General features: G+C 39.9%; 19 protein-coding genes and 1 other annotated feature. Of the genes, 15 read left to right on the top strand and 4 right to left on the bottom strand.

Annotated elements, in window-relative coordinates:
- Window positions 1-80 precede the first annotated feature (80 nt).
- The gene (locus tag AC4G3L_RS05930; RefSeq protein WP_491076045.1) at window positions 81-1,643 is read right to left on the bottom strand and encodes an esterase/lipase family protein; all 1,563 of its coding nucleotides are present in this window, start codon (window positions 1,641-1,643) and stop codon (window positions 81-83) included.
- A 415-nt stretch (window positions 1,644-2,058) separates the two neighbouring features.
- Here AC4G3L_RS05930 and AC4G3L_RS05925 point away from each other — a divergent pair, with 415 nt between their 5' ends.
- A complete protein-coding gene (locus AC4G3L_RS05925; RefSeq protein WP_491076044.1) occupies window positions 2,059-2,748 on the top strand; it encodes a hypothetical protein in 690 nt (229 codons plus the stop codon).
- 217 nt (window positions 2,749-2,965) lie between these two features.
- On the opposite strand, the gene AC4G3L_RS05920 is transcribed toward AC4G3L_RS05925, so the two are convergent.
- Window positions 2,966-3,235 (bottom strand): DUF1292 domain-containing protein, encoded by a 270-nt coding sequence (locus AC4G3L_RS05920; protein ID WP_491076043.1) that lies wholly within the window; start codon window positions 3,233-3,235, stop codon window positions 2,966-2,968.
- Window positions 3,236-3,414: 179 nt separating this feature from the next.
- Here AC4G3L_RS05920 and AC4G3L_RS05915 point away from each other — a divergent pair, with 179 nt between their 5' ends.
- Entirely contained in the window at window positions 3,415-4,428 is a 1,014-nt protein-coding gene (locus AC4G3L_RS05915) for an LLM class flavin-dependent oxidoreductase (RefSeq protein WP_491076042.1), read from the top strand.
- A gap of 264 nt (window positions 4,429-4,692) precedes the next feature.
- Here the strand turns inward: AC4G3L_RS05915 and AC4G3L_RS05910 are convergent, their stop codons facing one another.
- Window positions 4,693-5,520 (bottom strand): SDR family oxidoreductase, encoded by an 828-nt coding sequence (locus tag AC4G3L_RS05910; protein WP_491076041.1) that lies wholly within the window; start codon window positions 5,518-5,520, stop codon window positions 4,693-4,695.
- A gap of 444 nt (window positions 5,521-5,964) precedes the next feature.
- On the opposite strand from AC4G3L_RS05910, the gene AC4G3L_RS05905 reads away from it, so the two are divergent.
- From AC4G3L_RS05905 to AC4G3L_RS05895, 3 genes are all read left to right on the top strand, one after another.
- On the top strand, window positions 5,965-7,314 hold the full coding sequence (locus AC4G3L_RS05905) for an APC family permease (protein WP_491076040.1): 1,350 nt from the start codon (window positions 5,965-5,967) through the stop codon (window positions 7,312-7,314).
- A gap of 182 nt (window positions 7,315-7,496) precedes the next feature.
- Window positions 7,497-9,230: an ABC transporter ATP-binding protein gene (locus tag AC4G3L_RS05900; RefSeq protein ID WP_491076246.1), complete on the top strand. Its 1,734-nt coding sequence runs from the start codon at window positions 7,497-7,499 to the stop codon at window positions 9,228-9,230.
- Complete coding sequence (locus tag AC4G3L_RS05895) at window positions 9,220-11,076, top strand: ABC transporter ATP-binding protein (RefSeq protein WP_491076039.1); 1,857 nt, start codon at window positions 9,220-9,222, stop codon at window positions 11,074-11,076. Before AC4G3L_RS05900 ends, AC4G3L_RS05895 begins: the two co-directional genes overlap by 11 nt.
- A 172-nt stretch (window positions 11,077-11,248) precedes the next feature.
- Here the strand turns inward: AC4G3L_RS05895 and AC4G3L_RS05890 are convergent, their stop codons facing one another.
- Entirely contained in the window at window positions 11,249-11,542 is a 294-nt protein-coding gene (locus AC4G3L_RS05890) for a hypothetical protein (protein ID WP_491076038.1), read from the bottom strand.
- Window positions 11,543-12,144: 602 nt separating this feature from the next.
- Window positions 12,145-12,389 (top strand) — a binding site (T-box leader).
- 96 nt (window positions 12,390-12,485) lie between these two features.
- Between AC4G3L_RS05890 and ilvB the strand changes: the two genes are divergently transcribed.
- From ilvB to clpX, 10 genes are all read left to right on the top strand, one after another.
- Window positions 12,486-14,216 carry an acetolactate synthase large subunit gene (ilvB, locus tag AC4G3L_RS05885; protein WP_491076245.1) on the top strand — a complete coding sequence of 577 codons (1,731 nt, stop codon included), beginning with the start codon at window positions 12,486-12,488 and terminating at the stop codon, window positions 14,214-14,216.
- Window positions 14,213-14,731, top strand: a complete 519-nt coding sequence (gene ilvN, locus AC4G3L_RS05880; RefSeq protein ID WP_491076037.1) for an acetolactate synthase small subunit — start codon at window positions 14,213-14,215, stop codon at window positions 14,729-14,731. The genes ilvB and ilvN overlap by 4 nt, the downstream gene beginning before the upstream one ends.
- A complete protein-coding gene (ilvC, locus tag AC4G3L_RS05875) occupies window positions 14,623-15,789 on the top strand; it encodes a ketol-acid reductoisomerase (RefSeq protein ID WP_491076244.1) in 1,167 nt (388 codons plus the stop codon). Before ilvN ends, ilvC begins: the two co-directional genes overlap by 109 nt.
- A complete protein-coding gene (locus AC4G3L_RS05870) occupies window positions 15,776-17,314 on the top strand; it encodes a 2-isopropylmalate synthase (RefSeq protein ID WP_491076036.1) in 1,539 nt (512 codons plus the stop codon). The genes ilvC and AC4G3L_RS05870 overlap by 14 nt, the downstream gene beginning before the upstream one ends.
- A 21-nt stretch (window positions 17,315-17,335) precedes the next feature.
- Window positions 17,336-18,445, top strand: a complete 1,110-nt coding sequence (gene leuB / locus AC4G3L_RS05865; RefSeq protein WP_491076035.1) for a 3-isopropylmalate dehydrogenase — start codon at window positions 17,336-17,338, stop codon at window positions 18,443-18,445.
- Window positions 18,446-18,489: 44 nt separating this feature from the next.
- Window positions 18,490-19,908 (top strand): 3-isopropylmalate dehydratase large subunit, encoded by a 1,419-nt coding sequence (leuC, locus tag AC4G3L_RS05860; protein WP_491076034.1) that lies wholly within the window; start codon window positions 18,490-18,492, stop codon window positions 19,906-19,908.
- Between the two features lies 1 nt (window position 19,909).
- Window positions 19,910-20,500 (top strand): 3-isopropylmalate dehydratase small subunit, encoded by a 591-nt coding sequence (gene leuD, locus AC4G3L_RS05855; RefSeq protein ID WP_491076033.1) that lies wholly within the window; start codon window positions 19,910-19,912, stop codon window positions 20,498-20,500.
- Window positions 20,501-20,639: 139 nt separating this feature from the next.
- A complete protein-coding gene (locus AC4G3L_RS05850) occupies window positions 20,640-21,647 on the top strand; it encodes a tetratricopeptide repeat protein (RefSeq protein ID WP_491076032.1) in 1,008 nt (335 codons plus the stop codon).
- A gap of 163 nt (window positions 21,648-21,810) precedes the next feature.
- Complete coding sequence (gene tig, locus AC4G3L_RS05845; RefSeq protein ID WP_491076031.1) at window positions 21,811-23,100, top strand: trigger factor; 1,290 nt, start codon at window positions 21,811-21,813, stop codon at window positions 23,098-23,100.
- 402 nt (window positions 23,101-23,502) lie between these two features.
- The gene (gene clpX / locus AC4G3L_RS05840; RefSeq protein ID WP_491076030.1) at window positions 23,503-24,768 is read left to right on the top strand and encodes an ATP-dependent protease ATP-binding subunit ClpX; all 1,266 of its coding nucleotides are present in this window, start codon (window positions 23,503-23,505) and stop codon (window positions 24,766-24,768) included.
- The last annotated feature ends 547 nt before the right edge of the window (window positions 24,769-25,315 follow it).

The raw sequence follows: 25,315 nt of genomic DNA, 5'->3' as shown, positions 1-25,315 counted from the left end.
TTGTGGCCGCTTTATAGCCTGAATAAGCAAGAAAGAAACAACCCTCTTATAATAATATATAAGAGGGTTGGATATGCATGTTAATCAATATAAACAGATCTCACCAAGGTGCGAACAGATTCTTTTCCGTCAGGGTGCATGGTATTGATATCAATCGTCATATTATAGACGCCAGGCTTCGTAACCTTTGGGAGTTTGGCAGATAAAACGGTTCCGTTAGTGGTCTTCGGCAAGATGTTTTGTTTTAACTCAACCCCAGCTTTATCTATTAATTTAATGGATATGCTGCTTGTTTTTGCATTTTTAGGAGTGTGAATTGTAAATCCAGTTTGCTCTGCTTTGCCAGTTCCGGCCATTTCCAGTTTATAGACATCCTTTTCGTCAAAAGTAGAGGCTAATAGATAGGCATCATGGGTTTCCGTTGCCTTCATTTGGACAGTCCATGTACCAGGGAGGAATTCTTTAAGATTAAAAGTATATAAACTCGCACCGGAAAAAATCATCTGGTCGATAGTCGGCTTTAAAGCGGGAATGGTAGCTCCATCCGGTGAAATTAGCTCAACGACTGTGGATGGACTGGCCGTATAGATTGAGATTATACCGGTTGTTTTTTCAGGGATGTAAATCTCTTTTTGGACAAATCGGTTTTGGACAAGGGCTTCACCATGAATATAGTGGGAAGATGTGCTTTGCATGGCCGATTCATTTTGATCAGATGAATCGGCTGTTACCGCGTTTTGTGTGACAGTGGATGATCTCAAATAAGGTTCAATCCGCGAAAATACCTTAGAGCCCATGCGAATATTATCATGGTCAACCGAGCTATCTGTGAACAGATGTGTGCCATAGGACAACTTAGAGCTTGTTAGGGTGACCAGTCCATCGTTAGCCCCGTAGGAAGATAGATAGGCTCCTCCCAGGGAAAGAGCAGATAAAACAGGTCCATGGTCCGTTCCTGCCACGGTATAGTATTTATTCTTATTTCTGTTCGTATGGCCGTCTGTGACAGAACGGAATCTCGCCATTTCTCCAATCTGCAAAGAGTAAGTTCCGGCATCATTTTGACCGAGCAAATCCCCGAGCCATCCTGCATACCAACTATATGACAGGTCTGCCAGCTCCGAGCCTCTATGCGGTGAGCCCAGTGTGATGACCCGGCCGACATATGGATGGGCACCATAATGAATAAGCGCTGTCTGAGTATCTGGGCCTCCTTTGCTATGGGCGATGATGTTGACTTTCTGACCATTGAAGTATTGGGAGATATCGGAAAGCATCGATGCAAGCAATTCTCCGTTTGTATACTGAGTTTCCGATCCGTTTCCGGCTGCATCATACAGCTGGACAAAGACTGTTTGATACCCGGCTTCATATGCTTTTGTATACATATCATTTATGCCATGGTATGTCGTTTCTCCGTACCAACTGGTTGAGCTGCCGTTTTTCCCTTGGACAAAAACAATTGGAGGTTTTGCTGGGTTATAATTTGGTGGGCGATCACCCAGGAACCATTGGCCCGGTGTGAAGGTTTCGTCGGGTGGTTTCAGCTTACCGGCCGAGGGTCTTTCAGGCAGGCTAAATGAGAAGATAAGAAAAGTGGCTGATAAAACAACTCCAACTTGTTTCTTCAGACTGTTCTTCATAATTTCCTCCATTCAAATCAATTTTTATTAAAAAACTTTATGATTCCAAGGGGTTGCTAATTCTGAAGCTAATGGCTCAAATGATTTTATAAGTTTTCATGGGGGTTTGTTAGCTAGGTTCATAGAGGGCTTCTACTAGTCTCATGTAATACATTTAACAATAAAAAAGTGTTAGGGGCGCTTGAGTGTACTCTTATTCTCTTAAATATACATCATTTTAATATACATTCACAAAATTGTTTTATTTTATAAAAAAATGGGTTAAATTTACTGTTGTGATTAGATAGTAAGTACATAGTTTGATTCTTTACTAAAGTCATTGATCAAAGGGGATGATAACTCTTCATTTCTAATGTTAAGAAGTGATTAATCTAAGCATTTCTTGATTAACCTATGGAAGGGATAGATGTAAGCAATGATGTTGGGTGCTTCATTACTGTGTTCAGTTATTTTTATTGGCATATCTTTATTTGTAGTTCATGCAGAGAATATAGGTTGGGATGCACTATCAGATACTTGGCATTTCATTTTTTTTGCGGAAGGGGCAATCTTTTTTGCTCAAATATTATTGTTGATTCTTTTTACTTTAATTAATCATTCAGTATTGAAAAAGCTCTCTTCCTTTACTGAACTGTTATTTTCATACAAATTGGCTGTTGATCCTTTTATTGCTCTATTAATGTTTGCAAAAGATCAATATGTTTATTATAACTATCTATCTGTCGTACATAATATACTGATGGTTGGTTTTCTAATGCATTTCGTATTGTTAATCCTATTAATTTATAATGATTTAAAGGGATCGAAAGAGGTATCATTTATTTCGTTTATAAAGTTTATGATGGCCATGGCGATTCCTGTAATATTAGCAATCTTATTTTTAATTAAAATAATCATCGAAAGTGAGATCCTGTACTTTGGGGATTTAGGTTTCCTTTTATTGACTGTTACAGTCATATTTATTGCTGTACTAATAGGTAATCTTTTTTATGCGATGGAACCTTACTATATCATTAGTGAATCTTCATTTTTTAACCCGCCCTCTAGGCAGCAAGTATATAAAAAGAAACCAAAGAAAAAGAAGAGGAAAAATGGGAAAAATTAATAAAGAAATTAGACGAGCTTATGGAAGCTAATGAAGTTGGAGGTATATTAAGAAGAGGATGCTGATTAATTGAATTTAGTGAACTATTCTATTTTGCCTGAATCAATTTAATAAATGGATGAAATGATGCCCTGTATAAGAGATATATTGCTGAATAGAAGAAAAAAGGTTATTCCAAATGCCATAAAAGCATCTGGAACAACCTTTTTCCTGGAGATTACTCTGAGTCTTCCATATTCTCTTCAAGTGCATTTGCGACTTTTTGAAACTCTTCGTCGCTTTCTATTTCGTGGAGTTCACCGTCTTCGTCAATTTTGAAGAAGAATATTTCCATATCTTCTTCTGTATCGCGTTTGATTTCTTCCACAAGACCGGTAACGGCATATTCAGAACCATCTACCTCTAGTGTACCGAGTACTTCAATTTCTTCTTCTTGCCCGTCTTCGCCTTCTAATATAAGGATTTCTCCCACTTCGATTTTTGTCATTTGATTACTCCTTTATTCTATTACTTGTCCGCTTAGTATATCGATTATTGAAATGAAAAACAACTAATGAACATTGGTGTCTATTTTAGAGAATGGTCTGTTCAAGCAATATTGTTTGTTTATCGTGATATCCTTGTTACTATTAAATGGAAACTTTATTATGGAAGGATTCAAACTACATGTCAAATAAACTTGTTAATATAAATATACCTGTTTCAGTATTAAATTTAGCTCCTATTCGAAAAGGCCAAGATGCAAAAGGCGCGATTGATTCTATGGTGGAACTTGCACAAGCCACGGAGAAAATGGGATATAAGCGGTACTGGGTTGCCGAGCACCATAATACACCAACTATGGTTAGTTCCGCGACGTCCATTTTAATTAAACATATTCTGGAACACACAGATCAAATAGAGGTGGGATCCGGTGGAATTATGCTGCCTAACCACTCCCCGTTAGTTGTCGCTGAGCAATTTGGAACCATGGCTACAATTTACCCAAATCGATTGAATTTGGGATTGGGTAGAGCTCCTGGAACAGATATGATGACGGCTAATGCTTTAAGGCGTTCACAAAAGGATTCCGTTTATACTTTTCCTGCAGACGTACAATCCTTGTTAACCTATTTAGGACCGGAAGAGACGCAGGGCTATGTAAGGTCGTACCCAGGTGTCGACACGAATATACCTATCTATATTTTGGGCTCTTCTACGGAATCAGCTGTTCTTGCTGCCAAATTGGGTCTGCCATATGTATTTGCAGCTCATTTTGCTCCAACCTATTTAGAAGAAGCTATCTCCATTTATCGAAGTCGATTCCAGCCATCTGAATACCTAAGTGCTCCTTATATGATGGTCTGCCTGAATGTTATTGGTGCGGAGAGTGATGAAGAAGCCGAATTGGAATCTACCACCATGCAGCAATTTTTCTTAAATGTTGTGCGCGGGACACAAAACCCATTAAGTCCTCCAGTTAAAAATATGGATGAATTATGGAGAGGACCTGAAAAGCAAATGGCTCAATCGATGTCCAGTGTCACTTTGCTCGGGGCAAAAGATTCTATACGTGAACAGCTAATCCAATTCCAAGAAAAATATAATGTGGATGAAATTATGGCTGTATCCTATATCTATGATCCAGCTAAACAAAAGCGTTCTTATGAGATCTTAAAAGAAGTCGTTGACGGAAGATAAATTAAAAAAACATCGTATTCTTCGGTTAATTCAACCGTTTGGGTACGATGTTTTTAGTTGGCTATATAATAAATTTGTACATACTTTAAACATACTATCATTTGGAGTGGAAATTTTGCGGTAGGAGGTAATAAGGAATGTCATTTTACCTTTTTGCTATAAAAATAATTGATTGCAATGATTGGTCATGTAAAAAGAGCCTTGTTACGTCTCGATGAGTGTAACAGAGGCTCTTATCTTTTATTAAGTATGAACATTATGATGCTATTTTGAAGTTGACGTTAATTTTTGTTTTGCAAGATTTGCTACTGTACCACCGTCTACACGTAAGTCGATTCCTGTGATATAAGATGCTGCATCGCTGAGTAAAAATTCTACTGCTGTAGCAATCTCTTTGGCTTCTCCTTCACGACGTAAAGGTGTAATCTCAAGCATCTTTTTCATTTCTGCTTGTTTAGAAGCTTCCTGACGGCCCATTGGAGTATTGATTGTACCTGGAGATAATGATGTTATACGTGCTCCTTTTTCTCCCCATATCCATGCCTGTTCTTCAACAATTAATTGTACACCTAATTTCGATAAAGTGTATGCAGCTCCTGGATTCCCTTGAGCAAACTGCTCCATCGTTTCCACCACATTTTCAGCTAATGGCTGCTTTAACACTTCGTCATAAGGACCTTGGCGAGGAGCCATATAACCACTCATGGAGGAGATGCAAACGACAGCTGTTCCCTCTGTAGCAAGTGGAAGGAAAGCCTCTAAAACAATACCTGTTCCCACTAGGTTAACTTCTGTAATACGTCTGGAATCTGCCATTGTAGGAGATAGTCCAGCTGTATGTACCAATCCTTTTAATGTGCCAAGTTCAGCAGATTTCTCTGCTAAAGCAGCAACGTTTTCCCTGGAAGTAATATCAACAGTTTGGATATGTACATCTGTGATTCCTTTTGTGGATAATTCTTCTTTTGTCTGAAGTAAGCGTTCATTTGAAACATCTGCTAAAAGGACAGTCCCTTTCCTGCCAACTAATTCAGCAGTTGCTTTCCCCATTCCGCCTGATCCACCTGTGATGACATATACTGGTTTTTTCATGATACTAACCTCCTATTTGATATTCAACTTTATTATAAACGTTTTCGAAGGGAAGAGGGCCCTTTTTTGTAATTAATGGAAGTTATCTGTTGCAGTTTTATTTAGGACTGTTAAATTGATCAGCAAATCAGTCATCGAACGCAGTATTTGTGTATGTATGATAATCCATATATTGGGCAGATTCTGTTATAAAAGGTATGCAGTAAGCTCTCTTTTTCTGGTAAATAATATTATAAAATAGTAAATAGAAGGAGATGGATAATTGGTTATAATTGTTATAAATTTTATAATATAGAATAATTTAGGTTCTTAACTGAAAGTATTTGGATTTTTGTTATATTAATATTATCAATTCGCTAATATTCTCTTGAATAACTTCTCTCTTTCAGATAACATTTTGAATATGTGAAATGGAGAACTTAATTTGAGAGGAAAAATTATGCCATGCCAAAACATCAAAAGAAGAACATGTATGCAGCGGGAGCTGTTTTAAAGAAAGAGATTGGTTTGAAAGAAGCCCTTACTATTGTAGTTGGGGTTGTAATTGGATCAGGTATATTTTTTAAAGCTACTCCAGTATTGGAAAGCGCAGGATCTCCAGTTGCAGCTATTATAGCTTGGCTACTTGGAGGTTTGATTACCCTGGCAGCTGCTCTGACTTTGGCTGAGATTGGATCAGCTATCCCAGAGACAGGTGGGGTATTCGCTTATTTGAAGGAGCTTTATGGAGAAAAAGTTGCTTTCCTATTTGGGTGGGTTCAAGCGTTAATCTATATACCAGGCATTTTGGCTGCGCTGTCCATCATTTTTGCCACACAAGCAACGTACTTTATGCCTATGACAGACCAACAGCAAAAATGGTTAGCGATTGGTATTTTAGTATTTGTGGCCGCACTAAATATCATCTCAACTAAACTTGGAGGCAGGATTCAGTTCATTTCTACGATAGCTAAAATGATTCCGATTATCGCCATTATTGCGTTTGGGATCATTCATGGAATGGGGAAAGAAACAGCGACCCTCTTTACGGGAGAGGCGGTTCACAGTTTTACATTAACCAGTTTTGGTGCTGCGATATTGGGTACATTGTTTGCCTATGAAGGCTGGGTGAGTGTTGGGAATATGGCTGGAGAAATGAAAAATCCTCAGCGTGACTTACCACGCTCTATTTTGTTTGGAATCATGATTATCATTGCAGCTTACGTCCTAATAAATATAGCCTTTTTCTCCGTCTTGTCTGTTCAGGAAATAGTTTCGACAGATAAAGTAGCTACAGATGCTGCCCTTATTCTTTTTGGAAGCGGCGGTTCTGCGATTATCTCGATAGGAATTCTGGTCTCTATATTTGGTACATTGAATGGATATTTGATGACAGGTGTCCGAGTTCCATTTGCAATGGCACAAAATAAGATTTTCCCGTTCCATCATGTTATGGGACGTGTTGAAAGTCGTACAAGTACACCGATTAATGTCTTTATTTTTGAAGTGGTTTTATCAATTATTTATATTTTGTCAGGATCGTTTAATACCCTGTCTACTCTGGCCTTATTCGCTACATGGATTTTCTTTGTGATGGCCATTTACGGGGTTTTCATCCTTCGTAAAAAGCGTAAGGATCTAGTTCCGACTTATCGGGTTCCTTTCTATCCATTAGTTCCGCTTGTCGGAATCATTGGTGGAGTGTATATATTGGTATGTACGGTCTTTACCGATACCTTATATTCTCTAATCGGATTAGCCATAACAGCACTAGGCTACCCGGTATATCTCTATCTAAAGAAATCAAATATGTAAATTACGTAAACACACGGGATTCCGATATGGAAACTCCGTGTGTTTTTTTATCTATCCTTTTAAAAAGCTCTTATACTGCTTTTTTAAAAGTTAGGTAAATTGGGCTTTTTGCTTGTATGATTGAAAAGGTTTTAGCAAAATAAGGATGTAGTCATATGTCGGTATACGAAAAAGGTGAGGGTATGGGGTATTTACGAAAATATATTAAGAAATACGGGGTTTTATTTACGGTTGCAATTTTATTTTTAATGGTTGAAGCCATCTGTGATTTGCTTCTGCCTACAATACTCGCAACGATGATAGATAAGGGTGTGGCAAATAAAGACCTTTCATATGTATTGGATATGGGCGGAGTCATGTTGCTTGTTACTGCTATAGGTGCATTGGGAGCAATAAGCAGGAATATTATCTCCAGTAATATTTCGCAAAAGATGGGAGCCGAACTACGCTCTGATTTATATAAAAAGATTCAATCTCTAAAATTAGTGCAAATGAACCGTTTTGAAGCGGCAACTCTTGTCACCAGGCTCACAAATGATGTAACACAAGTACAAGTATTTGTGAACGGATTGATGAGAATTATGGTGAAGGCACCATTAATCTGTATAGGGAGCATTATCATGGCAGTCCGTTTAAATGCCTCTATTTCTTGGATTCTATTAATTATTATTCCGATTGTTGCTGGAATCATAATGCTGAATCTGAAACTCAGTTTTCCTTTCTTTATCCGAGTACAAAAAGTGACGGATCGACTGAACGGAGTGATGAGAGAATACTTATCCGGCATTCGTGTCATTAGAGCCTTTAATCGCTCTCAGTTTGAGAAAGAGCGATTTGAAGAACGTAATGATGATTTGGCAGCTACTTCTATTAAAGCGAATCGGGTCATGTCTGTTTTTAATCCAGGGATCATGTTAACAGTGAATTTTGGAATCGTGCTCGTCCTTTTAGTAGGCGGTTGGAATATTAATAATGGTCAAATGCAGGTTGGACAAATTGTTGCCTATGTGAATTATATGACTCAAATATTGTTTTCTTTATCCATGATTTCAATGATATTCAATTTCTTTGTACGCGCAAGGGTGTCAGCCGGAAGAATTGGAGAAGTATTTAATACGGAAGAGCTTCCAAAAAATCCGGATACAAAAGAAAAAGCTGACCATAAAGAAGGCATCTTTTTTAATCAAGTCAGCTTTTCATACTTTGGGACAGAAGATTATGTAGTCAAAGATGTTACTTTTAAAGTGAAACCTGGAGAAACAGTGGGGATTATTGGGTCAACAGGTTCAGGAAAGAGTAGTTTGGTTAATTTGATCCCGCGTTTGTATGAGCCATCAAAAGGTACCATTTATATGGATGGAGTAAATATTCAAACAATCGACCCGGCAATATTGAGAGAGTCTGTCGCATATGTGCCGCAGAAATCGGTATTATTTACAGGGACGATTAAAGAAAATATTCTTTGGGGTAAGGGGGATGCCAGTATGGAAGAGGTGGTTCAGGCCGCTAAGGCTGCATGTGCCCATTCGTTCATAGTGGCTTTACCAGATGGATATGATACACATCTTGGTCAGGGGGGAATCAACCTATCCGGTGGCCAAAAACAAAGACTATCGATTGCAAGGGCCTTGTTGAAAAAATCCTCCGTATTAATTTTGGACGATTCAACCAGCGCGCTGGATGCAGTCACAGAACAACAATTGAAGGTATCACTTAAGGAAAGAACACACGGTTCGATTATATTTTTAATTGCCCAAAGAATCACTTCTGTTATGGATGCGGACAAAATCATCATTATGGATAATGGGAAAATCGTTGGAATTGGTGATCATGAAGAGCTAAGGAATCATAATGCCGTTTATCAAGAGATTATACGATCACAAATAGGTGAGGAGAAGATTAGCCATGGCAAATAAAATGGAAAATGGAAGCAGGCCTTCAGAGTCTGCAATGCCAAAAGCCGGAGGAAGAGGCCATGGCCACGGTGCGGGACGTTTTGCTCCTGTGCAAAAACCTAAGGATTTTTCGGGAACTTTAAAACGAATATGGGGATTTTTTGGGACCGAAAAGAAAAATCTTTGGATCATCTTTGCTTTTGTTGTCATTAGTTCATTCATCAGCCTATTTGTGCCTTATTGGATCGGAAAGACCGTGGATATAATTGCAGCAGAACCAATTGATCTGAATCTTTTGCATATCATGATCCTCATATTAGCAGCGGTTTACATAACAGACGGGATATCGATTCTTTTTCAGGGTTGGATGATGGCCAGGGTTTCGCAGCGGGTTGTGCAAGGGCTCCGCAGTAAGTTATTTCATAAACTGCTTAAATTGCCAATCGGTTATTTTGATTCACATGCCCATGGGGATATGATGAGCAGAGTAACCAACGATATCGATAATGTTTCAAGCAGTATCTCACAATCCACAACGCAGCTGATGGGTGGAGTAATCACTATAACAGGCTCATTCATTATGATGCTTACATTAAGCCCTGTACTGACTGTGGCGGCATGCATTACGGTTCCATTTATGTATATTTTAACGAAAATGATAGCTAAACGGACGCGTGTTTTATTTCGGGAGCAGCAAAAACATTTAGGCAGATTAAACGGACATATAGAAGAGTCGATATCCGGAACGTTGATTATTAAAGCATTTAACCGGGAAAATCAAGTCGTCGAGACCTTTGAGTCAATTAATGAAAATCTGTTTGAATCGGGAAGGAAGGCGCAAATTTGGTCGGGGTATTTAATGCCCTTAATGAATGCCATTAATAATTTGGGGATCGCTGCGATTGCGATTGTGGGTGGTGTATTGGCCGTAAATGAGACTGTAACAGTAGGGGTGATTGCTAGTTTTGTCAGTTATTCAAGACAGTTTACAAGACCGTTAAATGATTTGGCAAATATATTTAATGTATTTCAGTCGGCCGTGGCAGGCGCTGAACGTGTTTTTCAGGTGATTGATGAGAATGAAGAAACAAAAGACCGTGAGCATGCGGTTCCCCTCCTGCATTCAGTAGGTAATGTAACATTTAAGAATGTTTCATTTGGATATGACGCGAATCACCTCATCTTAAAAAATATCAGTTTTGATGCAAAAGCGGGCAGCCACAATGCACTAGTGGGGCCAACTGGCGCAGGGAAAACGACCATAACGAATCTCTTAACTCGGTTTTATGAGGTATCTGAAGGAAGTATCTTAATCGATGGAGTAGATATTCGTGATTATACAAGGGAGAGCTTAAGAGATACATTTGGGATTGTATTACAGGATACGTATTTGTTTACGGGAAGCATTAAAGAAAATATTAAGTATGGTCGGTTGGATGCTAGCGATGAAGAAATGGTCATAGCTGCCAAAACAGCAAATGCTCATTATTTTATTACGAGACTGCCAAATGGCTATGAGACTATACTTTCAGAAAATGGAGCTAATTTGAGCCATGGGAACAGGCAGCTGCTAGCTATTGCCCGGGCAATATTGAAGAATCCGGCTATCTTGATTTTGGATGAAGCAACCAGCAGTGTCGATACACGAACAGAACTTGCTATCCAGAATGCAATGCGTAAAGTGATGAATGGACGTACCAGTTTCGTGATTGCACATAGGCTAAGTACGATTCGTGAAGCAGATACGATTATGGTAATCGATGATGGACAGATAAAGGAAAGTGGGACGCATGAAGAATTATTGCGTCATAATGGCCGTTATAATGAAATGTATGAAAGCCAGTATAAAAATATCCAGAGTTCATAAGCTGAAAGGAGCCTGTGACAATTAATCATAAGTTTCTTCGCATGGAGGACGATCAAAATAACAGTAAATAGAACTAAAACATTGACATCAAAAGTTATTAAATTAAACGGGAAGCTCTTTAGCTCCTCAGATTATAGACAAAAGGAATTCAAATTGGCCTAATAGAGGCCAATTACTGAATTCCTTCTTTTTGTGGCTTTTTCTCGAGGAATAGACCCATCCGCATCTGTTTTAGGCCATTTGGACTTTCCCAGTCCAAATGGACATCTTCTTTAAGTTCGTGACAGCGAAAGTAAGCATCACCTGCATGGAACTCATAGGCGGGGAATAAGGGTCTTCCCCAACCTTTGCTACGCCTTTCCCCCGGCTTAACCCGGTCATAGGTGGTCCAAAGGTAACTCATAGGCGGAGAATAGGGAATTTCCCCGGCCTTTGCTACGCCTTTCCCCCGGCTTAACCCGGTCATAGGTGGTCCAAAGGTAACTCAAAGGCGGGGAATAGGGAATTTCCCCAGCCTTTGCTACGCCTTTCCCTCGGCTTAACCCGGTCATAGGTGGTCCAAAGGTAACTCAAAGGCGACGAAAAGGGGGTCTTTTCCAGCCTTTGCATAGATTTTCTCGGTCATTATGAGTTTATTCTCCTCCGTGTGGCGAAGGTATTCAGCTTCCTTCACATAGTCTCCCACACATGACGATGAATGTCTGATGGTTTTGACTTTGAGTACACTGAGAAAGTAGTGGATAGTCAGCGCCTTGAAGAGGATTAAAATAAGGACTTTCTCTACAGTCTGGGGAGCTTATTTTATGTGGTTTAAATGATTCCGGCGGAGTTAGAACCAATTCTTTTAACGTGGCACTTTAGGTATACAAACAAATGACCATGCTCACCAAAAAAATAAAACAGGAAAACTGCTTGTTTAAAATAATGAAAGCGTATACAACTTGTTAAATTAACTAAATAGTCTAATAATTTAGAAAAATCAGTTGACTATGTGTTCGGAAGGTCGTATTATAGGTTTCAATAAGATAACAAAACGACCATTAATTGGATTTTTATCGAACTAAATAAAAATAATCGATGATAAGGATAAGTAATAATTGGGTTGAACAGGTACAGAGAGCCGGTGGTGCTGAGAATCGGTGCTGTTTCCAATTATGAACTCCCCTTTGAGTGTCTGTATGAAACCCTTCAGTAATGCAGACCGGGTTAATTGATCAACCCGTTATCAAAATGTAAAGAGTGCATGATACGAAAGTGTGATCATGAATTAGGGTGGTACCATGGAAAGGAAAACAAGTCTTTTCATCCCTGCGTTTCAATTGGGAACGTATGTGATGAAGAGGCTTTTTTATTTTTATAAAAAAATGAACCTGGCAAATGAGCCTATCACTAAACGGGAGGTAGATTCCATGTTGGAGAAAACAGCTCTTGCTGAGAAGAAAAAGAAACAAACTGAAATGAAAATCAGCGGAGCCGAGATGTTGGTTAATGCCCTGGAAAAGCAAGGAGTGGAGGTTCTGTTTGGATATCCAGGTGGTGCTGTTTTACCCATTTATGATGCGCTTTATAAGGCGGAAATGCAGCACGTATTGCCAAGGCATGAACAAGGTGCCATTTATGCGGCTGAAGGATATGCCAGGATAAGTGGGAAGCCTGGCGTGGTTATTGCGACTTCTGGTCCTGGAGCAACCAATATTGTTACAGGTCTTGCAGATGCGATGATGGATTCCTTGCCTTTAGTCGTCTTCACCGGTCAGGTTGGTACAGGAGTAATTGGAACAGATGCTTTTCAGGAAGCGGATATTTTAGGGATTACAACTCCGATTACAAAGCATAATTATCAAATTCGAAATACAGCAGATATCCCAAAAGTGGTGAAGGAAGCCTTTCATATAGCTTCTACAGGAAGGCCGGGACCAGTCCTCATCGACATCCCGAAAGATATGGCTCAGCTCGTTGCAATAGAGGAGGAACCTGAAACAATCCATTTGCCAGGCTATCAGCCAAAGTATGAACCAAATTATTTACAAATTAGAAGACTTGTAGAAGCTGTCAGCTCTTCAAAAAAACCGGTTATTCTGGCAGGTGCAGGAATTCTTCATGCGAAAGCTTCGCCGTATTTACTGGAATACGCAGAGCAACAGCAAATCCCAGTCGTTCATACATTGCTTGGTCTTGGAAGTTTTCCTCCGGATCATCCTCTCTATATCGGAATGGGAGGAATGCACGGTATCTACGCAGCTAATATGGCTTTGTATGAAAGTGACTTATTAATCAATATGGGTGCCAGATTTGATGATCGGTTAACAGGAAATCTATCGAAATTTGCCCCATATGCAATGGTTGCCCATATTGATATAGATCCGGCAGAAATAGGTAAAAATGTCCCAACCGCTATTCCGGTTGTAGGAGATGCCGGGCACGCTCTCAAACAATTAGTCAAGCAGAAGGGCAAAAGGTCTGATAATGAGGAGTGGAGGAAGCAAGTTCGGACATGGCTGGAGAGTGCACCCTACTATTACGATAAAGGGAACAGTCAGTACCTGAAACCACAGAGAGTCATGGAAATGATATATGAAATGAGTAAAGGGGATGCGATCGTGACAACGGATGTGGGGCAGCATCAAATGTGGGCTGCTCAGTATTATCCATTTAAACGCCCGAATGCATGGGTAACCTCCGGCGGACTTGGTACGATGGGCTTTGGCTTGCCAGCTGCGATAGGTGCCCAAATTGCAGAACCGGATAATTTGGTTATCTCCATTAACGGTGATGGGGGCATACAAATGTCGATTCAGGAGCTTGCCGTTATAGCTGAACTGAACTTACCAGTGAAAATTATCATTATTAATAATGGATCTCTCGGAATGGTTCGCCAATGGCAGGAAATTTTTTATGAGTCGCGTTACTCAGCAAGTGTTTTTCGGTCTCAGCCATCATTCGCCAAGCTGGCCGAGGCTTATGGAATAAAAGGATATGATGTGCGAACGGACGAAGAAGCGGAGGCGGTATTCCGTGATGAATTCAGTAAAGATACTCCTGTTCTCATCAATATATTTGTGGAACCTGAAGAAAATGTATACCCAATGATTGCACCCGGGAAAGGGAGTAATGAAATGGTGGGGGTGAAGAAAAATTGAAGAGAATTATCACTTTAACCGTTATAAACAGACCGGGGGTCCTTAACCGGATTACCAATTTATTCACAAAACGGAATTATAACATCGAGAGTATTACAGTTGGACACTCGGAAGTGGAAGACAGGGCGCGAATAACCTGTGTCGTCAATGTTGAATCTGTACAAATTGCTGAACAAATTACCAAACAATTAAATAAACAAATTGAAGTAATTAAGGTACAGGATATAACGGATCAATCCGTAGTGGCAAGGGAGCTGGCATTGGTTAAAGTAACAGCCAGCCCACAATTGAGAAGTGAAATATATTCACTTATTGAACCTTTTAGAGCTTCCGTTATTGATATTGGAAAGGAGAGCCTCGTTATCCAAATAACTGGTGAATCGAATAAAATTGAGGCCTTTATCGAATTAATCAAGCCATATGGAATAAAGGAATTGGCAAGAACCGGCACGACCGCTTTTGCTCGCTCCACGCAAATGGGCAACCAGGGAACAAAGAATTATTCAATTGTTTAAATAAAAAGGTAAGGGAGAGAACAATTATGGCTAAAATGTACTATCAAAATGAGGCGAATGAAGCAGCGTTATCGAATAAAAAGGTAGCAGTTATTGGATATGGCTCACAGGGACATGCGCATGCACAGAATTTACGGGAAAGCGGTGTGGAAGTAGTCATTGGACTACGTAAGGGTAAGTCTTGGAATCAGGCCGTGGAGGATGGTTTTGATGTTAAATCCGTAAAGGAAGCAAGTGAAGAAGCGGATGTAATCATGATTCTTTTACCGGATGAACATCAAACAAAAGTATATAAAGCAGAAATTGAACCAGTCTTGCGGGAAGGCCACACGCTTATGTTCGCTCATGGTTTTAACGTTCATTATCATCAAATTGTTCCCCCAACATTCGTAGATGTATCTCTCGTGGCACCAAAAGGGCCGGGTCATTTAGTAAGAAGGACATTTGAACAGGGGGCTGGCGTTCCGGCACTGTTTGCCATCTACCAGGATGTATCAGGTGAAGCAACTGAGGTGGCATTAGCTTACGCTAAAGGAATTGGGGCACTAAGGGCAGGGGCACTTGAAACAACCTTTAAAGAAGAAACAGAGACAGATTTATTCGGTGAACAGGCAGTTCTTTGCGGCGGTTTAACGTCTTTGGTTAAAGCAGGGTTTGAAACATTGACTGAAGCAGGCTACCAGCCTGAACTTGCTTATTTTGAATGTTTGCACGAACTGAAATTAATTGTTGATCTCATGTATGAAGGCGGAATGGAAGGAATGCGCTATTCTATTTCCGATACAGCTCAGTGGGGAGATTTTGTATCAGGCCCACGCATAGTAGGTCCTGCAGTTAAAGAAGAAATGAAGCAAGTATTAAAAGAAATCCAGAATGGTACATTTGCCAAAGGGTGGCTGCTTGAAAATCAAGTGAACAGACCGGTATTCAACGCAACACAAGCTCAGGAAAAGGAGCATCCAATTGAACAAGTTGGCAGAGAGCTTCGTCAAATGATGCCATTCATTCAGCAGCAAAAAAAGAAACAGAAAGAAGTGGTCGGCAGTGCGAAAAATTAACATTTTTGATACGACATTGCGCGATGGAGAGCAATCTGCCGGAGTCACATTGAATTTAACTGAAAAGCTGGAAATAGCCAAGCAGCTGGAGAAGCTGGGGGTCGATATCATTGAAGCTGGATTTCCTGCGGCCTCTCCAGGTGATTTCGAATCTGTTAAGAAAATTGCTGACTTAGTTAAAAATGCAACGGTAACAGGCCTGGCAAGATCTGTGGAAAGTGATATTGATGCAGCTTGGGGAGCGTTAAAGCATACTGCCGATCCAAGGGTACATGTTTTTCTCGCAACCTCACCTATACACAGGAAGTATAAGCTGAAAATGACAGAGGACCAAGTGGTGGAAGCTGCCGTAGCATCGATTCGCTATGCGGCGAAGTATTTCCCTGTTATTCAATGGTCAGCTGAAGATGCGTGCCGTACAGAACTTCCTTTCTTGGCTCGGATTGTGGAAGAAGCCATCAAAGCTGGAGCGCAAATTATTAATATTCCGGATACGGTCGGTTATATCACACCAAAAGAATATGGTGATGTTTTCCGCTATTTGATGCAACATGTACCCTCTATTCAAAAAGTCACATTATCTGCCCATTGCCATGATGATTTGGGATTAGCAACTGCCAATTCGATGGCAGCGATTCTGGCAGGAGCTACTCAGATTGAAGGTACCATTAACGGAATTGGTGAACGAGCCGGAAACACAGCTCTTGAAGAAATCGCACTTGGTTTATATACAAGAAGGGACTTTTATCAGGCAGAAACAGGTCTTGTACTTGGAGAAATCAAACGTACAAGTGAACTGGTCAGTAAGCTGACAGGGATGGTGATTCCGCCAAATAAAGCCGTTATTGGAAAAAATGCTTTTGCGCATGAATCTGGCATTCACCAGGATGGTGTTTTAAAAGAAAAAACAACATATGAGATTATTGAACCGGAATTAGTCGGATTAAGCTCTAACTCCATGGTGCTTGGCAAACATTCGGGCCGCCATGCCTTCCGTACAAAGTTAGAGGAGTTGGGTTTCCATGTATCTAATGAAGAAGTTAATCAGCTTTTCAAAGTTTTCAAAGACCTGGCAGATCGTAAAAAGGAAATGACAGATGATGATATCGCCGCATTAGTTTTAGAAGAGAAAGTAACGAAAGAAGATAGCTATTACGAATTAATCTCTATCCAGGTTCAATATGGCACCCACCAGATTCCAACTGCTACCGTTACATTGTCAGGAATAAACAATGACAGGATTCAAGAGGCTTCTACTGGAGCCGGAAGTATTGAAGCCTTATATAATACGCTCGAGCGTTGCATTCAAAAGTCGGTTAAGCTCCAGGATTACCGCATTCAATCGGTTGGCGGCGGAAGAGATGCGTTGGCACAAGTATATGTAAAGATTATCTATCAGGGAGTAGAAACGAGCGGGCGTGGATTAGCCCAGGATGTTTTGGAAGCGTCAGCTAAAGCCTATTTAAATGCTGTTAACCGTGTGATCTTAACGGAAGAACATCAATCAATGGTCATAACGAATTAATCAATAAGGAGGATTTCGATAATGAAAAAGAACATTGCTGTATTGCCGGGTGACGGAATTGGACCGGAAATTATGATAGGAGCCCTCGAAATCCTCAACGCTATTGGTGAACGATTCGGACATGAATTCACCTATGAATATGGGCATATTGGAGGTTCGGCCATTGATACGGAGGAAACGCCTCTTGCAGACAAAACGATCGAACTTTGCAAACGGAATGATGCCGTGCTGCTTGGCGCTGTCGGAGGTCCAAAATGGGATCATAATCCACCGGAGATGCGTCCAGAACAAGGGTTATTAAAGATTAGGAAAGAGTTAAATTTATACGCAAATATGCGTCCTGTTAGTTATTATGCCAGCATCCAGGAAGCTTCACCATTGAAGAAAGAAATCATTGAGGAGACAGATTTTATAATTGTGAGAGAACTGACAGGCGGTTTATATTTTGGGAAACCGAGTGAGCGTAACTATCATGATGGCATGGAATATGCGATTGATACCCTATATTACGAACGAGAAGAAGTAAAAAGGATTATTACACTATCTTTTGAATTGGCAAAGGAACGAAAAGGGAAAGTGACATCTGTTGATAAAGCAAATGTATTAGAATCAAGCCGAATGTGGAGAGAGGTAGCTGAGGAAGTAGCAAGCGGATATCCGGAAGTGGGTCTTGAACATATGCTGGTAGACAATGCGGCGATGCAGCTTATCCGTAATCCAAGGCAGTTTGATATTATTGTGACCGAGAATATGTTTGGGGATATTTTGAGTGATGAGGCAAGTGTATTAACAGGATCGCTTGGAATGCTACCTTCTGCAAGCCTTTCTGAAAATGGTCTGCATCTATATGAACCGATTCATGGCTCTGCCCCAGATATTACAGGTCTTAATCAAGCTAATCCCATTGGCATGATCCTGTCTGCTGCATCGATGCTTCGTCATTCCTTCCAGATGGAAAAGGAGGCAAGTATGGTAGAGCAAGCAGTGAAAAATGTATTGGACTCCGGTAAATATACCATGGATATATCAGGTGACAGTAAAGCATTGTCAACAACGGAAATGGCTAAAGCTATTAAGGAAGAAATTTTGCAGAAGGACGCTATTTTTCACATTATGGGAGCGTACGCGTAATGGAGTAATAAGAAAAGTAATCATTAAAATAAGGAGGGATCTATGTGGGTAAATCGATAGTGGATAAAATCTGGGAAAATCATATAGTTCACAAGGAGGCGGGGAAACCAGATTTATTATACATCGATCTGCATCTTGTGCATGAAGTGACATCTCCCCAAGCCTTCGAGGGTCTTCGCCTTAAAAAAAGAAAGGTACGCAGGCCCGATTTAACCTTCGCAACAATGGATCACAATGTCCCCACGGTTAATCGCTATGTCATTACAGATGAGGTGGCAAAAAGGCAAATGACAGCTCTTGAAAAAAATTGCGAGGAGTTTGCTGTCCCTTTAGCTGGGCTGGACAGTGAAGATCAGGGAATCGTTCATGTCATTGGGCCTGATTTAGGCTTGACGTGGCCGGGGAAAACGATTGTATGTGGCGATAGCCATACATCTACCCATGGCGCATTTGGTGCCTTGGCATTTGGAATTGGTACAAGTGAAGTGGAGCATGTCTTGGCGACACAAACGATTTGGCAAAACAAACCAAAAACAATGAAAATTGAAATAAACGGCAAACTCCATAAAGGTGTCACTGCAAAAGATGTCATACTCTACATCATCTCGCAAAATAGTACTCATTTTGGCAATGGATATATCTTGGAATATGCGGGAGAAGTCGTGCGAAATATGTCGATGGAAGAGCGAATGACCATGTGTAATATGTCAATAGAAGGCGGTGCACGTGCAGGTTTGGTCAGTCCGGATGAAACAACTTTTTCTTATATGAAGGGGCGTAAATATGCACCAAAGCCGGAGGAATTTGCAGTCTATTGTAAGCGTTGGTCAGAGTTAGCCAGTGATGAAGATGCAGCATATGACAAAATAATCTACATAAATGGAGAAGATATTTCTCCGATGGTCAGTTGGGGGACAAATCCAGGAATGTGCAGTCCAGTAACCGGGAATATTCCAGATTCAACTTTAATGGAGCCGACAGCAGCTAGAACTTTACAGCGTGCACTTGAATATATGGGACTAAAAGAAGGGCAAGCAATCACAGATATCCCTGTTCAGCACGTATTCATCGGTTCCTGCACGAATTCCAGAATAGAGGATTTAAGGGAAGCGGCTGAGGTGATTGATGGCAAAACAGTTGTTGCAGGAATTAGAGCAATGGTGGTACCAGGTTCACAGGCCGTTAAGAAAAAAGCTGAGGAAGAAGGGTTGGATACCATTTTCAAAGAGGCGGGATTTGAATGGAGAGAAGCGGGATGCAGCATGTGTTTAAGCATGAACCCAGATGTTGTGCCGGCAGGTGAACATTGTGCTTCCACATCAAACCGGAATTTTGAAGGAAGACAGGGCAGTGGGGCAAGAACGCATTTAGTATCTCCTCGTATGGCTGCAGCCGCGGCGATTTACGGAAAATTTGTCGATGTCCGGGAAACAGCGATGATTCTTGGAAATGGAGGTCATTAGTTTGGAAAAGATGGCAGTATACACAGGTAAACCCGTCATTCTCGATCGTGATCATGTTGATACAGACCAAATAATCCCTAAGCAGTTTCTGAAACGGATTGAGCGTACCGGCTTTGGTAAGTATGTGTTTTTTGATTGGCGATTTAAGGCAGATGGGACAGAGCGAGAGGATTTTGAGCTAAATCAAGCTGAGACGAAAGGGGCAACCTTTTTAGTCGCAGGTGATAATTTCGGATGCGGGTCCTCTCGCGAACACGCACCATGGGCACTTGGAGATTATGGATTTAAAGTAATTATAGCTTCATCATTCGCAGATATTTTTCACCAAAACTGCCTTCAAAATGGAATCTTACCTATTACATTAGAAAAAGAAATTTTGAGTTCTCTTAAGGAATTGATACGACGGGAAACAGTTATGGATTTGACGGTTGATGTGCCTAATCAAGAATTAAGGGCGCAGGAAGAAGTCATAGCCAGATTCGATATACACCCATACTGGAAGAATATGCTGATTAATGGTTGGGATGAAATTTCCTTAACACTGCAATATAGTGAGGAAATTAATCAATATGAAGAAAGGAAACAGGCATAGACCAAGGGTAAAAGGTCTATGCCTGCTTTCTGTATTTTTCAAATGGATGATGGAAAGCTGTTATATGGGAATGTTTTGTTTTTCATGTAAATGCATGCTAAACTAACGACAATCAATTCAAAAATCAAGGCGGTTTGTTATGAAGAACACAAAGATTCAAGCAAAGAATGAAAAGGTGATTCCTTTCCCCAACCTGGCACAATTACTCCTGAAAAAAGGGATGCAAGCCATGGAGGAAAAAAAGTTTAAACATGCCCGTGAATTTTTTGGACAGGCTTATGATTTAGAACCGGACGATGAAGATATCAACATTGGTTTAGCGCTGTCACTTGTACAGCTGGGTAATTATCAAGATGCAAAAGCCATTGTGAAAAAGATGATGGGAAATGGAATTGGCGAATATTTTCATGTCATCAATATCTATTTAATGATACTCCTCCAGTTGAATGAACACCGCGAGATTATTTCCGTTGTGGAAGCATTGCTCGAGGAAGATCAAGTACCTGTGGGTAAGGTAGAATCGTTAGAGCATCTGTTGGCCATGAGTAAACGGATTGTAGAGCAGAGCGGTGTGCAAGAACAAGGGTATAAAGAACCTGATGATGAAACAACTCTAATCCAAGAAGAGGAACTGACCAATATCCTTGAAAATGGAACAGAAGAAGAGCAATTTTTTATGCTGTCTTCACTTTCAGGCCAAAACATTAGACCATGGGTAGGATTGCTTTGCCAATTTCTAATAGAGGAAAAACATCCATTTTTAAAAACCTTTGCTTTAACATTATTAATAGAGCAGGAAGTTGATAGGGTCGTTGAGGTGGATAAATTCGGGCAAACCCTAACAGTGAACGTTATGGATTTACCAAGTATAGAACAAACGCTTTTTTTGTCGGAAATACATAAGGAACTAAGCGAAAGATTGGAAAATAATAATCCAATTATGTTTGAGCAAGCGGTAGAAATGGTCAAAAGGCATAATATTTTGCTTTACCCAATGAACATAACCAATCTGAGGGATTGGTCAGAGGCCTATTTTCGAATAGTCTCAGAGGCTTATGGCATACAAATGAAGGAACCCAATTCGAGTGTAAATACAATAATAGAAGAAATACGGAATTTAGAGAGGATGACTTTCCCTGTTATTTGAGGGTCCAAGTCTTGAAACGTAGGAAACCTATGTTATAATATAGTGGTTGCAATATGCATAGGTACAGTAAGGCTGTACTACCTAAAATCAATAAATCTGGTTGCACATAATATCGTGTTAAGAGAAAACGATTATTAGGAATATATATAGTGGAGGGAAAACCATGTCTGCAAAATGGGAAAAGCTTGAAGGTAACAGCGGAGTATTAACTGTTGAAGTACCGGTTGAAAAAGTGAACGAAGGCTTAGATTCAGCATTCAAAAAAGTGGTTAAACAAGTACAAGTGCCAGGATTCCGTAAAGGAAAAATGCCTCGTGCATTATTTGAAAAGAAATTCGGTGTTGAATCTCTTTATCAAGATGCATTAGATTTTATTCTTCCAGAAGCATACGCTAATGCGATCGAAGAAACTAAAATCGAGCCAGTTGACCGTCCAGAAATCGATATCGAGAAAATGGAAAAAGGCGAAGCACTTATTTTTAAAGCAACTGTTACAGTTAAACCAGAAGTTAAACTCGGTGAATATAAAGGTATTGAAGTGACAAAAATCGATACTGAAGTAACTGATGAAGATATTGACCAAGAGATCAAAACTTTACAAGAACGCAACGCTGAACTTGTAATTAAAGAAGAAGGACAAGCTGAGACAGGTGATACTGTTGTTTTAGACTTTGAAGGATTCGTTGATGGCGAAGCATTCGAAGGCGGACAAGCAGATAATTACTCTTTAGAACTTGGTTCTAACTCTTTCATCCCAGGTTTTGAAGAACAATTGGTTGGTCTTGAAGTCGGCGGAGAAAAAGAAGTTGAAGTTAATTTCCCTGAAGAATACCATGCTGCAGAATTAGCAGGCAAACCAGCAGTATTCAAAGTGAAAATTCATGAAATCAAAACAAAACAACTTCCTGAATTAGATGACGAATTTGCTAAAGATGTGGATGAAGAAGTTGAAACATTAGAAGCTCTTAAAGAAAAAATCAAAACTCGTCTAGTTGAATCTAAAAAACATCAAGCAGAGCATCATGTAAAAGACACTGTTATCGAAAAAGCTGCAGAAAATGCAGAAATCGAAATTCCAGCTGCCATGGTTGAAACTGAAACGGATCGTATGATTCAAGAGTTTGAACAACGCCTTCAAGCTCAAGGTATGACTCTTGATATGTACTTCCAATTCTCTGGCCAAGATAAAGATGCTCTTAAAGAGCAAATGAAAGAGGAAGCTGAAAAGCGTGTACGCATCAACTTAACTCTTGAAGCAATTGGCAAAGCAGAAAATGTCGAAGTTACTGAAGAAGAAATTAATACAGAAGTACAAGCAATGTCTGAGCAATACGGTTTAACTGCTGAACAGATTATTCAAGCACTTGGCGGTACTGAAAGTGTTAAAGGTGATCTTTTAGTAAGAAAAGCAATCGACGTATTAGTTGAAAACAGCAAAACTGTAGAAGCATAATTAACATAATGATTAACTTAACAAGGTGCGATTTTATCGTACCTTGTTTTATACATACTATACTTACATAATAAAAAGGCCGCATTTCCAGAAGATTCGACTTTTCGAATCGAAATATTTTAGCACATACATAATTGCTTTTTTTATGAATTCAGTGTAGATTAACTAAATAAATAGGGGTTAAAACTCTTCCATTTTTGATTTTTAGGGTTGAAAGAAGTCAAGAATGGATATTATGTACATATACATAAGTGACATTTAGTCTGGAAAATGAGTACGGCCTTTTTCTTACCTTAAGTGGGGCAATGTGTGTTACAATTCTTACATACCCTTCATTTGTTAATCTGACCGTAGAGAATTGCAGATTTCATGATAGAGTCCATAATACCAAGGGGTGAAACTATGTTTAAATTTAATGATGAGAAAGGGCAATTAAAGTGTTCTTTCTGTGGAAAAACTCAAGAACAAGTCCGAAAACTCGTAGCGGGTCCAGGTGTTTATATATGTGATGAGTGCATAGAGCTATGCACTGAAATTGTGGAAGAAGAATTAGGTACTGAAGAAGAAGTTGAGTTAAAAGATATACCAAAACCAATGGAAATCTTAGAGATCCTAGATGAATATGTAATTGGACAAAAAGACGCTAAGAAATCTTTGGCTGTGGCTGTTTACAATCACTATAAACGTGTGAATTCCAATAGCAAAATTGAAGATGTAGAATTATCTAAATCCAATATTTGTCTAATTGGACCTACAGGAAGCGGGAAAACGCTTCTTGCTCAAACTTTAGCAAGATTGTTAAATGTACCATTTGCTATAGCTGATGCTACTTCATTGACTGAAGCTGGTTATGTGGGAGAAGATGTGGAAAATATCTTGCTCAAACTAATTCAAGCTGCGGATTATGATGTAGAGAAAGCTGAAAAAGGCATTATCTATATTGATGAAATTGATAAAATTGCACGTAAATCTGAAAATCCTTCCATTACAAGAGATGTTTCAGGTGAAGGTGTACAACAGGCATTGTTGAAAATTCTTGAAGGTACGGTTGCAAGCGTACCGCCACAAGGTGGAAGAAAGCATCCACATCAAGAGTTTATCCAAATTGATACAACGAATATTCTATTTATTTGCGGTGGCGCATTTGATGGAATTGAACCTATCATTAAACGCCGTCTTGGCCAAAAAGTTATCGGTTTTGGATCAGGTACAGCTAAAGAAGAAGTGACTGATAAGAACTTATTAGTCAAAGTTCTTCCTGAAGACATGCTTCGCTTTGGATTGATTCCAGAATTTATCGGACGTTTGCCGGTTATTGCAACGCTTGAACAATTAGATGAGGATGCATTAATTCAAATCCTTACTAAACCTAAAAATGCACTTGTGAAGCAATATCAAAAAATGCTCCAATTAGATGACGTGGAACTTGATTTTGAGGATGACGCATTGTTGGAAATCTCCAAAAAAGCAATTGAGCGTAAAACAGGTGCACGTGGTTTGCGTTCCATTATTGAGGGAATCATGTTGGATGTTATGTTTGAACTTCCATCACGTGATGATATTAAAAAATGTATCATTACAGCTGATGTAATCACAGAAGGCAAATCCCCTAAAATTATTCTTGCAGATGGAACAACTGAAACGGTAGAGAAGAAAACATCTGCTTGATAAAAAATAACATATAAAGAGTGGCTGATCACATTGTGATCAGCCACTTTTTTTTGATGAAGTTTGGGAATTAGAATAGAGGAAATGCTAAACAATCGGTAAATCCAGTCTATTCTGCTAGATATCCAGCCAAAAAATGCATTAATCCAGCCAAACTTCCGGTAAATCCAGCCAACTTTTCTCAAAATCCGGCCAAACTCCTAAGAATGAGTCGTCTCAGCTTTTTATTTAATCCAGCTTCGACTCCTAGGAGCTCGAGTCATAAGCAAATACTCTGCGGGAGAGAAGAACCCTCCCTCCGAGTCTTCGTCTTATGCTTGTCGCTCCTGACCAGTCGTCTCAGCTTTTTAATCAATCCAGCTTCAGGGCCTAGGAGCTCAGGACATAAGCATAGCCTCTACGGAGGGCAACAGGATGTTGGTCACAAAGACGTTGCCACACGATGTGGCGTTCTTAGCCTTTGATCCTTTAGTACTCTTCCTCCGAGCCTCTGTCTTATGCTCCTCGCAGGCCTACAGGAAGTAGGTCATGAAGATGTTGCCACACG

Source organism: Bacillus sp. z33, assembly GCF_058313615.1.
This window is presented reverse-complemented; position numbering and strand designations above follow the sequence as displayed.